Origin of the sequence: Lachnospira multipara ATCC 19207, from assembly GCF_000424105.1 — a bacterium.
Lineage (GTDB): Bacteria > Bacillota > Clostridia > Lachnospirales > Lachnospiraceae > Lachnospira > Lachnospira multipara.
On the sequence record NZ_AUJG01000003.1, the window covers coordinates 44,985 to 60,447 of the forward strand.

Below are 15,463 nucleotides of genomic sequence, written 5' to 3' on the forward strand. Positions count from 1 at the left end.
GGCGCCGGCCTTACTCTGCCTTTGTAAAATTATAGTCCCCAATTCCATCACTAGTATAGTAATTTCCATCATTATCAATTAGCACACACTCCACACCATCAAGGGAGTTTATCAAAGCAAGTGCATCCTCTACCCCAAGGCAATAACATGCAGTTGAAAGGGCGTCACACTCAATTGAGGAAGCCCCAATAATAGATGAGCTAATGATACCCTTATCTGCAGGGTAGCCGCTTGCGGCATCTAAGATGTGGTGGTAGCGCACTCCATTTTTCTCAAAATATCTCTCGTAATTACCAGAAGTGACCACGCAAAGGTCAGAGACACTAACCCCGCCGTAAACGCTAGTGGAATCAAGAGGGTCTGTAATGCCCACCTTCCAATTGCTGCCATCTGGCTTTGAGCCAATAGTCATGATGTTGCCGCCAAAATCTAGCAAGCCCACCACGCTTGAATCCTTAGCTAATATCAGCTCCTTTACTAGATCTGCCGCGTAGCCCTTAGCAATAGCCCCAAGGTCTAGCTGCACATTTTCAGAGGAAACCGTTAAAGTATTAGTCTCCTTATTAAGGCTTAGATATTCACAGCCAGTGCCAACAAGCGCTGTTGCTATCTCATCATCAGTTGGTAGTTTCTCGTGATCTGTACCAATGCCCCAAAGATTAATTAAATTTCCAATAGTAATATCAAGAGCCCCATTAGACTTTTCATTTACCTTAAGGGCATAGTCAATAACCTCCGTTAGCTCCTTAGAAATCACAAAGCTTGTCTGGCCTTTAGCAATCCCCTGATTTATACTGTAGAGCTCGCTAGTTTCAAGCTGGGCGCTAAAGATTGACTCTAATCTATCCACCTCGTCGTAGGCCTCATTTATAATTTCTGTCAAAGCCGCCTTGTCACTACCATATAAACTTATGGACATGATTGTGTCAAAATGTAACTCTGATAGGCTAGCCGACTCTGTTCCGGTACTGCTACTAGTTTTCGAATTAGCACAAGCTGTTAAATTTATCGCAAACACCAAAAGCACTAACAGCAAACTGCCTAGCCTCTTATAATTTCTTTTTAGTATTTCCGATAAAGTAAACATTTTAAATCACCTGGCTACAAAACGTAGTCCTATCCCTTTCTTTTTTATCTATTGCTTTTCACATTAAATATGAAAGACACATCGTTTACATAAGATAATGCCAGTAAGTTACCCTACTGGCATTAAATTTTAGTATAAATATTATATTTGTGTCAACTGCTAAACCCTCTAACGTGAACTTATACCTTATTAATTCTTTGCCTTGGCTACTGCTGCATTATATGCTTTCTGAATAGCCGCTGATGAATATGTAGCACCTGAAACTGCGCTATAACCGCTGGCTGATAAACCGCCTGCAGCCATCTCTGCAAAATCATAATCCAAATCTGATGCTGCACTTATGTTGGCTGTTGCTGAGACAATCTTGTCATTGCTGATTGTGATTGTAACAACGATTGGATATGCATAGTCCTCAACTGTTGCTGATGCGCTATAGCTTCCATCTGCCTTATAGGTTCTTGTAGCTTCTGCCTGGGCGCTTCCTGTGGATGAAGAAGAGCCTTGGCTAGCTGATGAACTTCCTGCACTAGAACTAGCAGTGCTTGATGAGCCTGTGCTTCCAGCACTAGTGCTACCTGTGCCTGATGTATTTGTTGTGGCTGAATTACTTGAGCTTGCGTTAGATGAATCTACAGTAGTAGATGCATTTTCACTACTTGCTTCTTCTGATGCATTCTCCTCTGCTACTTCTGTTACATTTTCCGCACTATCAGCTGCCACTTCTTCATCTTCCTCAAGGGCATCAAGCATTGCCTGAAGCTCTGCGGCCTCTTTCTTTCTAGCCTCAATTCTTTCGCTTGCCTCTGCGTACTCACTAAACTGTGGGATTGTAATAAGGCAAAGGAGTGCCACTGCAAGAACTCCTGCAATAGATGTGCCTATCTTATCGAATTTAGCCACTTTAAGGGCATCTGCCTTCTTGTATTTTGCAAGTAAGGCTTTTCTTACACGCATAATTACGTATGTAAAGAATAAAATGCTATAAGCAATGATTGTAATTAATGCACTCTTATCTGCTGACTTAATCTTAGTCGCCTGCATTGTTACGCCATGCACATACATAAGGAAATAGAAAAGATAAGCTGTTCTTTGTAATCTCTTCCAAGTCTTAGCCTTAAACTTTTTCCTTACTGCCTTAATTGATGTTACACCAAGATAAATCATCTGTATTAAAAGCACTGTTCCGCAAATAATGCTTACAAGTAAACTTTTTGACATTACACTTGCATTCTTAGCTGCCATCCCAATATAAGAAGGGCCAAAAATTGCAAGATGAGCAAACATTAAGATGCAAGAAAGAATTGATAATTCTCCTCTAATCATCATAAGCTTCTTAATAAGTGGGCTACCGTTTCTTAAGGCGCCTGTAAACATTACGATATAAAAGTCCGCAATTCCTAATGTTCCTGTTGTAAAGATACCAAGAAGGTAAGTCTTTACAAATTCTGACATAGTTACATTTTTATAAACAATATAAGATATAACCGTTAATATAAAAGCTCCAGCATAGAAGTAAGCTGGGTATTTCTTAATTTGATCTGCAAAGAGCCAAACTAACACACACATTAAAATAAGTCCAACAATGAAAACCATTAAAGTTTTCCTCCACTATATATAAATTTTATGCTCTCTTCTTTCTTCTAAGAATTTCCTCTACTGTAATAGCAGCTACTGCAAGGATTGCAACTACTACAAATACTACTATGTTAGCTGAATCGTTTGTATTTGTCTTTTCTGTAGTTGTTTCGCTAGTTCCATTTAATGCAACATTTCCTTCTTCAGCTGCAACCTCTCCATTATTAACTTCGTCGTTTGCAACTTCACTTGCTTCACTGTTTTCTTCACTAGCTTCTGCCTTAACAACTGTACCTGTGATTGTACCGTAACCTGGAACAGTTAATACAACTTCATAGCTACCTGTTTCTGGGAATAATGTTTTTGCGCCACGGCCTGAAGTCTTAGCATCAAGGTTAACAGTTCCATCTTCATTAAAGAGAACGCTTGAACCACCGCTAATTGTTGTACCATCTACTGTAAGTGTTGCAGATGAAAGTGCTGCTAAGAAATCGGCAAGAGATACATTTTCATTATTAATTACTAATGCATTATTCTCGATTGTGATATCGCCGTCTGAGACATTAGCTGAAACAACCACGCTAGCTGTCATATCTTCGTAATTATCGTCTGTAAATGTTACTGTGTAAGCGCCTGCAGCTACATTTTCTGCAAATGTAATAGCAAAACCTGTATCTGTTGCTGCTACTGTATAATCTGTACCTTCTGTTAATGAATCTATTGATGCAACACTGTAGTTAGAACCTGCTGGTGCTGTTACAGTTAAATCAGAAGTATTATTATTTGTGTTGTTAGCCTCTGTAGCAGTTACACTTGATGAATCATCAAGTAATTCCTTAACCTTTAGCTCGCCCACGTTATATGTGTTCTTTGAAAATGTAGCATTACCATTTTCATCTGTTGTCTTAAAGATGTAAGTAACTGAGCTAATTGTCTTTCCTGTAAGTCCTGTTAAAGAAGCTGTGTATGGGTTGTTACCATGTGGCTCTTTGAAATCTGACTCAACTGCCCATGAGAATTCATAAGCCTGGAACCAAAGGTTTGCTGAGTGATATAAAGGATATGTCTGACCATCTGTTGTTGTAACATAAGCACCTTCGATGTTCTTACCTGATTCAAGGCTTGAACCGTCGTTAGCATAAATGAAAACAATATAATTACCCCAAGCTGAATCAGTTGAAATATATGAGCTAGCATCTGCAGCAACATCATTGTTAGTTAAACCAACATAAGCGCTAATTGATGCATCGCTTGCGATTTCCTTATAAACAGATAATTCGCTAGCTGATTCTGTGAAGCCTCTTGAAAGTAAGCTTGCTACTGCGCTATTTGTGCCAGCTACTGCTGCTTCATAAACTGACTTCTCAATTCTTACTGGAACATTGCTGATACCGTAAATAGATGTCTCACCTGTTGACTCGTCTGTAGTGTAAGCTGAGTTAACAAATGACTTGTACTTTGATGTTGTAGCACTTGTGATAGTGTCATATCCATCTGCTGCTACTGCTGCGCTATCCCCCAATTCGCTAGAGAAATACTCTCCGTATGTAAGGTAAGCTAAAGTACCATATACGTATTCGTCTGCAGCCTTTGCGCTAACTGCAGGAATACTTGCTGCTACTAATACTAAAGCAAGTACTGTAGCTAAAATCTTATTGATTTTCATCTTTTTCCTCCCTATTTTTTATAAATGTAATGAAAATGTTACGAATCCCTAAAGTTTTTTAGTTTAATCAATCTAAATTATGTTTTACATTACTAAATTGCGTTCAACTAGACTAACTTGAGTTCGTGTAAGATAATAACATAAAATTATTTATAAGGTCAATAAGTCTTATTGATAGTTTTTCTTATTTAGTTAAAATTTTAAATTGTGCACAATCTTTTATATCTGCAAGTCACAAGGCACTTCTCCTTATTGTATTTTCTTGCACTAAAAAAAGAGCCGCAATCCTAATTACGACTCTTCCAAAATTTACCTTTTGTTTCCTAGATTAGCTGCACTTCACACGCTTCCCGCACATTTACTGCTCAGCCTAGTTTGCAAAATCCTCATAGGCCTTTAGCCCATAAGCTGGCTTTGCCTGCTTAACCGCATCAATTACAGCTTTCTCCATAACGAAGGCTGCAAGCATGCCAACTGTATTAACATCCGACTCCACATTTCCTGTTGAAGCCGCATAAATACTGTCCCCATCCATCATACTATGCACCGGATTAATGCTTCTTGCATAACCATTGTGGGCCATACCAGCAATCTTGCAAAGCATTGCCTTAGAGAACTTGGCATTAGTGACAATCAAGCCAATTGTAGTATTAGTGGAAGCCTTTGACTCTGCGAGATCAATCTGCCCACTCTCACCTACATTTCCCATATACGCCTTCTCAGTCCATGATAATATTTCATCAAAAGAACTTGCAAGCCCTGTCCTATCCTTATTCATCAAGCCTGCGATAACCTTGCCATTCTCATAAACGTCACCAACTGCGTTAACCGCCACGATTGCACCTACTTTAAGCTCGCCTAATTCTACTGCAAATGTGCCTAAACCGGACTTCATCATTCTGTCGGAGCCACAACATTTTCCCACAGATGCTCCTGTTCCAGCGCCCACGTTACCTCTCTGTGGGCTCTCATAACTAGCGTTCTCGCAAGCCTTGTAACCCGCATCCTTACCTGGACGAACATCAGCTCTACCAACACCAAGATCAAATATACACGCCTGTGGAACCAAAGGAACCTTTGCAACTCCCACATCTAGGCCAATACCTCTCTCTGACAAATACTCAAGCACACCTCCAGCCGCATCAAGGCCGAAAGCGCTACCCCCTGATAATAAAACACCATTAATTTCATTTGCCGCCATTAATGGATTTAAAATCTGCGAATCCCTAGAAGCTGGACCGCCGCCTCTAATATCTACTCCTGCGGGAGACATTTCATCAAACAAAATCACTGTTGATCCCGTTGCCGCCTCTTCGTCAGTGTAATGACCCACCTTAAAGCCGCCAACCTCCATTAAATCAATCTCTCTCATATAAACTCCTTTTTATGAAAATGTATTCCTATATCAACTTTCTTTATTGCCATCCTAATTTATTAAAGCATTATTTTTATCAAAAAAGAACAGCCAAATGTTATAACAATAATTACTACTGTTATTCTAGCACATTTAGCTGTTCCTTATATTACAAATTCATTTAGTTTTAAGCTGACTCGCCTAAATTTTTATTATCAACTACATCCTTTGCTACGCCTTCCTTATAGCTAGCACTTATGGGTGTATCTGTCTTATTAACTGTATGTGTTAGAGCCTGGCAAACTGCAGAACCAATAATAGTTGAAGCAATAGCCTCTACTATACCGTTTACAGCTACTAAACCAAGCATGAAAAAGAGTAAGCTAAAGCCGCCATTACCTGTATAACCGCCAGTTAATGACTCATTGCCTAACCATGTATCCTTAAACATTAACCAGTTACCTGCGATGTAAAGAACCGTATTAGTAATAGGTGTTAAGAAGCAGCAAATTGTGATTGCCACTGCCTTGTTAAGCTTAAGCTTTCTAAAGCCAAGATAAATCAAAGCTGGAATTAAACCAACTAAAATTCTGTTACCTACTAATAAAATGAATGTCTTTACTGGACTAACCTGTAACATCTGCTGTCCTAATACGCTTGAAAAACTCTGTGAAAATGATGTTAAGCCAAATACTAAACCTAAGAAAGCGCCTGCCTTAGGTCCAAGAATAATTCCACCAACTGCAACAGGAATTACAATTAAAGTAATCTGAATTCCCCATGGTGTCATTAAATAACCTAGTGGTGTAAAAGCCATAATAAGAATGATAGCTGTTAATACACCTAACTCAACTAACTTGCGAACATTTAATTTGTTCTTATTCATATTGCTCCTCCTTACTGTCGTTCTCGCCCTAAGCGGATACAACGTAAACAACCCAAAAATGACTATTAGTTTATACTGGCTGCACTTAACTTATGCGCCAAGCTCAAATCTAGTCATTCTTTATATCGGATTTCCTGCATAAGTATATGATAGATTAGAGAAAAAAACAAGAGGCTTGTAGTAAACTACAAGCCCCTTGGCGTCCGAACTATAAATTATATATATTAAATCTAATTATGTCTAAATGATTTAAAATTATTCAATGATTGTTGCAACAGCACCAGAACCAACTGTTCTACCACCCTCACGGATAGCGAAACGAAGACCCTGCTCCATAGCTACGTTATGGATAAGTTCAACTGTCATTTCTACGTTATCACCAGGCATGCACATTTCTGTACCAGCAGGTAATTCACAAACACCAGTAACATCAGTTGTTCTGAAGTAGAACTGTGGTCTGTAGTTGTTGAAGAATGGAGTATGACGTCCACCTTCGTCCTTTGTTAATACGTAAACCTGAGCTGTAAACTTGTGGTGTGGTGTGATTGAACCTGGCTTACAAAGAACCTGACCTCTCTGGATCTCGTCTCTCTGAACACCTCTAAGAAGTGCACCAATGTTATCACCTGGCTGAGCTTCATCAAGAAGCTTTCTGAACATTTCGATACCAGTAACAACAACCTTACGGATGTCTTCATGGATACCAACGATTTCAACTTCTTCGTTAACCTTAAGGATACCTCTTTCTACTCTACCTGTAGCAACTGTACCACGACCTGTGATAGAGAAGATATCTTCGATAGGCATAAGGAATGGCTTATCTGTATCTCTTTCTGGATCTGGAACATACTCATCGATTGTATGCATAAGTTCAAGAATCTTGTCGCCCCATTCTGAGTTAGGATCTTCAAGAGCCTTAAGAGCTGAACCCTGGATGATTGGTGTATCATCGCCTGGGAAGTCATATTCGTTAAGAAGTTCTCTGATTTCCATATCTACTAATTCAAGAAGTTCTGGATCATCAACCATATCACACTTGTTCATGAATACTACGATGTAAGGAACACCAACCTGTCTTGAAAGAAGGATATGTTCTCTTGTCTGAGCCATAACACCATCAGTAGCAGCAACTACTAAGATACCAGCATCCATCTGAGCAGCACCTGTGATCATGTTCTTTACATAATCAGCATGGCCTGGACAGTCAACGTGAGCGTAGTGTCTCTTCTCTGTTTCGTACTCAACGTGAGCAGTAGAGATTGTGATACCTCTTTCTCTTTCTTCTGGAGCCTTATCAATATTTTCAAATGCAACAGCTTCACCTGTACCAAGTCTCTCATGAAGAGTCTTTGTGATAGCAGCTGTTAATGTTGTCTTACCGTGATCAACGTGTCCGATTGTACCAATGTTACAATGTGGTTTTGTTCTTTCAAATTTAGCCTTTGCCATTATTTAAAATCCTCCTTAATAATAACCAACTTTGATTAGTTGCCCGAATTTCGGGATTATCATAGCTGATATATATTATATTTCATTTCTGAAATTTTTTCAACAATAATTTATTAGGATTATTGTCAAATATCTTTATTACAAGATGAAGGCTTGCCTTCATCTTGTAATTTGTACACTATATAATAAAACCAAAAGGTTTTTATTAACTAATGTTACAGGAAATTTATATTACTTTGCGTGAGCTGCAATAACCTTATCCTGAATTGACTTTGGAGCCTGCTGATACTTCTCAAAGAACATTGAGTAGTTACCACGACCCTGTGTTGAAGAACGAAGATCTGTTGAATAACCAAACATTTCTGAAAGTGGTACATAAGCCTTTACAAGCTTACCATTACCGATATCTTCCATACCTTCGATCTGTCCACGACGTGAATTTAAATCACCAATTACATCACCCATGTATTCCTCAGGCATTGTAACTTCAACCTTCATAATAGGCTCTAAGATAGCAGGAGCTGCCTTAGCCATAGCTTCCTTGAAAGCCATAGAACCAGCGATGTGGAATGCCATTTCTGAAGAATCGACTTCATGGTAAGAACCATCGTAAACAGTTGCCTTAACACCAAGAACTGGGAATCCAGCAAGGATACCAGCCTGTGCAGCTTCTTCAATACCTTCACCAACAGCTGGGATATATTCCTTAGGAATAGCACCACCAACTACTGCTGACTCGAACTTGAATAATTCATCACCGTTAGCATCCATAGGTTCAAACTTAACCTTACAGTGACCGTACTGACCACGACCACCTGACTGCTTAGCATACTTACTATCAACATCAACTGCCTTAGTAAAGCATTCCTTGTAAGCAACCTGAGGAGCACCTACGTTAGCTTCTACCTTAAATTCACGGAGAAGTCTATCAACGATGATTTCAAGGTGTAATTCACCCATACCAGCGATAATTGTCTGACCTGTTTCCTGATCTGTGTGAGCACGGAATGTAGGATCTTCTTCAGCAAGCTTAGCTAAAGCTTCACCCATCTTACCCTGAGCATCCTTAGTCTTTGGCTCGATAGCAAGCTCAATAACTGGCTCTGGGAATTCCATAGACTCTAAGATAACTGGATGCTGTTCATCACAAATTGTATCACCAGTTGAAGTAACCTTAAGACCTACAGCAGCTGCAATATCACCTGCATAAACCTTATCGATTTCTTCTCTCTTATTAGCATGCATCTGAAGGATACGACCAACTCTTTCCTTCTTATCCTTAGTAGCATTAAGTACATAAGAACCTGAGTTTAATGTACCAGCATATACTCTAAAGAATGCTAACTTACCAACGAATGGATCAGTCATAATCTTGAATGCTAATGCTGCGAAAGGTTCGTCATCTGAAGACTTAACTGTTAATTCGTTACCTTCCATATCTGTACCCTTAATATCAGGTACATCTGTAGGAGCTGGCATGAATTCGATAACTGCATCAAGAAGCTTCTGAATACCCTTATTCTGGTGAGCTGAACCACAACAAACTGGGATAGCTGTACCTTCAATAGTACCCTTACGAAGAACCTTCTTCATCTCATCGATTCCTAATTCTTCACCTTCAAGATACTTCTCCATAAGATCATCATCTAATTCAGCAATCTTCTCAACTAATTCAGTATGAGCGATTTCTGCCTCATCCTTCATATCATCAGGGATATCTACGATTGAGATATCTTCACCCTTCTGATCATTGTAAATATAGGCTTTCATTTCGAAAAGGTCAATAATACCCTTAAAGTAGTCTTCCTTACCGATAGGTAACTGAATAACTACAGCATTCTTGCCTAACTTTGTTCCAATTTCCTTAACTGTGTTAGGGAAATTAGCACCAAGAATATCCATCTTATTAACGAATGCCATTCTTGGAACTCCATATGTATCAGCCTGACGCCATACATTTTCTGACTGTGGCTCAACACCACCCTTTGCATCGAATACACCGATAGCACCATCAAGTACTCTTAATGAACGTTCTACTTCTACTGTGAAGTCAACGTGACCTGGAGTATCAATGATGTTAATTCTATGCTCTAAAGCGCCCTTCTTAAGCTTAGCCTGCTCCTGTAATGTCCAGTGGCATGTTGTAGCAGCTGAAGTAATTGTGATACCTCTTTCCTGCTCCTGCTCCATCCAGTCCATTGTAGCAGTACCTTCGTATGTTTCACCGATCTTATAATTAACACCTGTGTAGTATAAGATACGCTCTGTTAGAGTAGTCTTACCGGCATCGATATGAGCCATGATACCAATATTTCTTGTTCTATCAAGTGGATATTGTCTTCCTGCCATTGCTTATATCCCTCCGTTTTAATTAAAATCTGTAATGAGCAAAAGCCTTGTTTGCTTCTGCCATCTTGTGCATATCTTCTTTTCTCTTTACAGATGCACCTGTGTTGTTAGCTGCATCAAGAATCTCGTTAGCGAGTCTTTCTTCCATAGTCTTCTCGCCTCTAGCTCTAGAGAAAGTTGTGATCCAACGAAGTGCTAATGCCTGTCTTCTTTCAGGCTTAACTTCGATTGGTACCTGATATGTAGCACCACCGATACGTCTAGCCTTAACTTCGAGAACTGGCATGATGTTGTTCATAGCCTCTTCAAAAACCTCTAAAGCTGGCTTATCGCTCTTAGCTGCTACCTTTTCAAATGCTCCGTATACAATCTTCTGGGCTACGCCTCTCTTACCATCAAGCATAACGTTGTTGATAAGCTTTGTAACCACCTTGTTATTGTAAATAGGATCTGCTAATACATCTCTTTTTACAGTATGTCCTTTACGTGGCACGGTTCTTCCCTCCTTAATAATAATTAATTCATAGGTACTCACAAAAATTCGTGTACGCGCCGTCTATCTTAATCTGCAACCGTGGATTAATCTAACTCCGGCACAATAATAAATTTATGTTCGTTAAATGTCTTACGACTATTCATTGCACATAAGTGCTGTTACTTAATCTACTTATGTAGATTATTAAAATTTACCGATAGCTCGGTTGGTATCAAAAGACTTAATTACTTAGCGTCCTTAGGTCTCTTAGCACCGTACTTAGAACGAGCCTGTCTTCTCTTAGCTACACCTGCTGTATCAAGTGTACCTCTGATGATATGATATCTTGTACCTGGTAAATCCTTTACTCTTCCACCTCTGATAAGAACAACTGAGTGTTCCTGAAGGTTATGACCTTCACCTGGGATGTAAGATGTTACTTCGATACCATTAGAAAGACGTACTCTGGCAATCTTTCTAAGAGCTGAGTTAGGCTTCTTAGGTGTTGCTGTCTTAACTGCTGTACACACACCTCTCTTCTGTGGTGCTGAAATGTCTGTAGTCTTCTTCTGAAGTGAGTTATATCCCTTCTGAAGAGCTGGAGCTGTAGACTTCTTAGCAGCTGACTTTCTTCCCTGCTTTACTAACTGGTTAAATGTAGGCATTCGTATTTCACCTCCCGGAATTAGAATAAATTTTGGTTGCATCTTAGTAATTCACTAAGAATGTCGCGCATCAAAATAGGGCATACCTATCTGGCACGCCCTAAAATTATATTATTTTCCACTATATATGTCAAGTGTATATATTTAGTTTAGATAACAATTATTTGTGATTTTTTGTAAATCCCACATTATTTATTGGAAAACATTATAAAATAAATTTTTTCCTCATGATTTCTTTTTATTTTAAATAAAGGTGTTTTAGAAAACTAAAACACCTTTATTATAAATTATATTAATTAATATTACTCTTCAGTTACTGCGATTTCTTCAGTTGCATCAGCATCCTCTGAAACTGCAATTTCCTCAACAGGCTCATCATAATCAAGACCTGTATCAAGCTGCACATTCTGATATCTCTTCATACCTGTACCAGCTGGGATTAACTTACCAATAATAACATTTTCCTTAAGACCGATAAGTGGATCGACCTTACCATTAATAGCTGCATCAGTAAGAACCTTTGTTGTCTCCTGGAACGAAGCAGCTGAAAGGAATGAATTAGTTGCAAGTGAAGCCTTAGTGATACCTAAGATAATAGGTGTACCAGTTGCAGTTCTCTTACCTTCAGCCTCTAATGCTTCATTAGTTTCTGTAAATTCTATAGTTTCTACTGTAGAACCTGGTAAGAATTCTGAATCACCTGGATCATCGATAACGATCTTCTTAAGCATCTGACGAACAATGAGTTCAATATGCTTATCGTTGATATCAACACCCTGAATTCTATAAACGCTCTGAACTTCTCTAAGGATATAATCCTGAACAGCTCTAACGCCTAAGATTCTTACGATATCATGTGGGTTTTCAGAACCTTCTGTGATTTCTTCACCCTTCTTAACAACCTGACCTTCTTCAACCTTACGTCTTGTATCCTTTGATAATGGATATGCTTTAGAGTTACCTTCATCATCTGTGATGATAATCTCTTCCTTCTTTTCTGTCTTGTTGATACTTACTGTACCACCAAATTCAGCAAGAACAGCTAACATCTTAGGCTTTCTAGCTTCGAAAAGTTCTTCTACTCTAGGAAGACCCTGTGTAATGTTATCACCGGCAACACCACCAGTATGGAATGTTCTCATAGTAAGCTGTGTACCAGGTTCACCGATTGACTGAGCAGCGATAATACCAACTGCTTCACCAACCTGTACTGTCTGACCTGTTGCAAGGTTTGCACCATAACACTTAGCACAAACACCAATATGTGAACGGCAAGTAAGGATTGTTCTAATCTTAACCTGCTTAACGCCTGTCTTACAAATAGCTTCAGCTCTCTTTGGAGTTACGAGGTGGTTAGCCTTAACAATGATATCACCAGTTTCTGGATCAACGATATCTTCAGCTAAGTATCTACCTGTAATTCTTTCCTGTAATGGCTCAAGGATATCTTCCTTAGAACCTGAATGTGATGATCTCTCATTAACAAATGAGTAAACATACATACCAGGAATTGCCTTACCTTCAGAACAATCAGTTTCTCTAATAATAAGATCCTGAGATACATCAACAAGACGTCTTGTTAAGTAACCTGAATCGGCTGTTCTTAAGGCTGTATCAGAAAGACCCTTACGAGCACCATGGGCAGAAATGAAATATTCAAGTACATCAAGACCCTCACGGAAGTTAGACTTGATAGGAAGTTCGATAGTGTTACCTGATGTATCGGCCATCAAACCACGCATACCAGCTAACTGCTTAATCTGCTGGTTAGAACCTCTGGCACCTGAATCGGCCATCATGAAGATGTTGTTATACTTATCAAGACCTTCAAGAAGGGCATCCTTTAACTTATCATCAGTTTCCTGCCATACTCTAATTACATTCTTATGTCTTTCTTCATCAGTTGAACGACCACGGTTGTAGTTTCTTGTAATCTGTTCAACCTTAGCTTCAGCTTCAGCAATAAGCTGCTTCTTAATAGGTGGCACTGTCATTTCTGAAATAGAAACTGTCATAGCCGCTCTAGTAGAATACTTATAACCCATTGCCTTAATATCATCTAATACCTCTGCTGTTGTTGTTGTACCATGTGTATTAATAACATGCTGTAAGATGTCCTTAAGCTGCTTCTTACCTACATGGAAATCAACTTCAGGAAGAAGGAAATTTTCTTCCTTAGATCTATCAACATAGCCTAAATCCTGAGGAAGGATTTCGTTGAATAATAATCTACCAAGTGTAGTTTCAACGTTACCAGATACTTCGTTTCCGTTAGCATCCTTCTTAGTTACATGAACTAAAATCTTTGAATGAAGTGTAATTACACCATTCTCATAAGCTAAGATAGCTTCGTTAGTACTCTTAAAGAACTTACCTTCACCCTTAGCACCAGGTCTTTCCTGTGTTAAGTAGTAAATACCAAGTACCATATCCTGTGAAGGAACAGCAACTGGACCACCATCAGATGGCTTAAGTAAGTTGTTAGGTGAGAGTAACATAAATCTACACTCAGCCTGAGCTTCAACAGTTAATGGAAGATGGACAGCCATCTGATCACCATCGAAATCGGCATTGAAGGCTGTACAAACAAGTGGATGTAACTTAATAGCCTTACCTTCTACAAGGATAGGTTCGAATGCCTGAATACCAAGTCTATGAAGTGTAGGAGCACGGTTAAGCATTACTGGATGCTCTTTAATAACATCCTCTAATACATCCCATACTTCTGTTTCAAGATGTTCTACACTCTTCTTAGCTTTCTTAATATTGTCAGCAAGACCACGTCTTACTAATTCTCTCATAACGAATGGCTTAAATAATTCGATAGCCATTTCCTTTGGAAGACCACACTGATAAATCTTAAGTTCTGGTCCAACAACGATAACAGAACGTCCAGAGTAATCGACACGCTTACCAAGTAAGTTCTGTCTGAAACGACCCTGCTTACCCTTTAATAAGTCTGATAATGACTTAAGAGCTCTGTTACCAGGACCTGTAACAGGACGACCATTACGACGACCGTTATCAATAAGTGCATCAACAGCTTCCTGAAGCATTCTCTTTTCGTTACGAACGATAATTTCAGGAGCGCCAAGCTCTAATAAACGAGCAAGACGGTTATTTCTATTGATAATTCTTCTATAAAGATCATTAAGATCTGAAGTAGCAAATCTACCACCATCTAACTGAACCATAGGTCTTAAATCTGGTGGGATTACTGGAATCTCTGTTAAGATCATCCATTCAGGCTTCTGACCAGCACTAATAAATGCTTCAAAAACCTCAATTCTCTTGATAAGTCTAGCAGCCTTCTGAGAAGTTGTAGTTGCTAACTCTTCCTTAAGCTTTTCAGCTTCTTCTTCAAGGTTAACCATTGAAAGAAGTTCAAGGATAGCTTCAGCACCCATACCTACTCTGAAAGTATTGCCATACTGATCATATAATTCTCTATATTCTGTCTCAGATAAAATCTTCTTAAATGGAATGTCTGTTTCACCTGGGTCAATTACAATGTAAGATGCAAAATAAAGCACCTTCTCTAAGTTCTTAGGACCGATATCAAGGATAAGATCCATTCTACTTGGAATACCCTTAAAGTACCAGATATGTGATACAGGAGCTGCTAAGTGAATGTAACCCATACGATCTCTACGTACAGATGCCTTAGTAACTTCTACGCCACACTTATCACAGATAATACCCTTATCTTTGATCTTCTTGTACTTACCGCAGTGGCATTCCCAATCTTTACTAGGTCCAAATATTTTCTCACAGAATAAACCGTCTCTTTCAGGCTTAAGTGTTCTGTAATTGATAGTTTCAGGTTTAGTTACCTCACCGTAGTAACCATCACTACGACGAGCCCATTCCTTAATTGTTTCAGGAGATGCAAGCTTAATCTGAATCTTGTCAAATTTTAAAGACTTATTGCTCTTTAAATTCTCTGCCATTATAGTG

The 15,463-nt window shown here is 39.0% G+C and carries 10 protein-coding genes; all 10 read right to left on the minus strand.

The features are described from left to right. Positions 1 to 10: 10 nt before the first annotated feature. Positions 11 to 1,087 (minus strand): FAD:protein FMN transferase, encoded by a 1,077-nt coding sequence (locus G600_RS13740; RefSeq protein ID WP_081669408.1) that lies wholly within the window; start codon positions 1,085 to 1,087, stop codon positions 11 to 13. Between the two features lie 189 nt (positions 1,088 to 1,276). Beyond that, on the minus strand, positions 1,277 to 2,680 hold the full coding sequence (locus G600_RS0104410; RefSeq protein WP_027430858.1) for a ferric reductase-like transmembrane domain-containing protein: 1,404 nt from the start codon (positions 2,678 to 2,680) through the stop codon (positions 1,277 to 1,279). Positions 2,681 to 2,708: 28 nt separating this feature from the next. After that, positions 2,709 to 4,328, minus strand: coding sequence for an autotransporter outer membrane beta-barrel domain-containing protein (locus tag G600_RS0104415; RefSeq protein WP_027430859.1), 1,620 nt, complete (start codon positions 4,326 to 4,328; stop codon positions 2,709 to 2,711). Between the two features lie 370 nt (positions 4,329 to 4,698). After that, positions 4,699 to 5,700, minus strand: coding sequence for a P1 family peptidase (locus G600_RS0104420; protein ID WP_027430860.1), 1,002 nt, complete (start codon positions 5,698 to 5,700; stop codon positions 4,699 to 4,701). A 169-nt stretch (positions 5,701 to 5,869) separates the two neighbouring features. Continuing rightward, a complete protein-coding gene (locus G600_RS13745; protein ID WP_051195359.1) occupies positions 5,870 to 6,568 on the minus strand; it encodes an ECF transporter S component in 699 nt (232 codons plus the stop codon). 255 nt (positions 6,569 to 6,823) lie between these two features. Further along, positions 6,824 to 8,017, minus strand: coding sequence for an elongation factor Tu (gene tuf / locus G600_RS0104430; protein WP_027430861.1), 1,194 nt, complete (start codon positions 8,015 to 8,017; stop codon positions 6,824 to 6,826). A 231-nt stretch (positions 8,018 to 8,248) separates the two neighbouring features. Beyond that, complete coding sequence (gene fusA, locus G600_RS0104435; RefSeq protein WP_027430862.1) at positions 8,249 to 10,366, minus strand: elongation factor G; 2,118 nt, start codon at positions 10,364 to 10,366, stop codon at positions 8,249 to 8,251. A 22-nt stretch (positions 10,367 to 10,388) separates the two neighbouring features. Next, positions 10,389 to 10,859, minus strand: a complete 471-nt coding sequence (gene rpsG / locus G600_RS0104440) for a 30S ribosomal protein S7 (protein ID WP_027430863.1) — start codon at positions 10,857 to 10,859, stop codon at positions 10,389 to 10,391. 227 nt (positions 10,860 to 11,086) lie between these two features. Next, positions 11,087 to 11,506 carry a 30S ribosomal protein S12 gene (gene rpsL, locus G600_RS0104445; RefSeq protein ID WP_027430864.1) on the minus strand — a complete coding sequence of 140 codons (420 nt, stop codon included), beginning with the start codon at positions 11,504 to 11,506 and terminating at the stop codon, positions 11,087 to 11,089. 302 nt (positions 11,507 to 11,808) lie between these two features. Then, positions 11,809 to 15,456: a DNA-directed RNA polymerase subunit beta' gene (gene rpoC, locus G600_RS0104450; protein WP_027430865.1), complete on the minus strand. Its 3,648-nt coding sequence runs from the start codon at positions 15,454 to 15,456 to the stop codon at positions 11,809 to 11,811. Positions 15,457 to 15,463 lie beyond the last annotated feature (7 nt).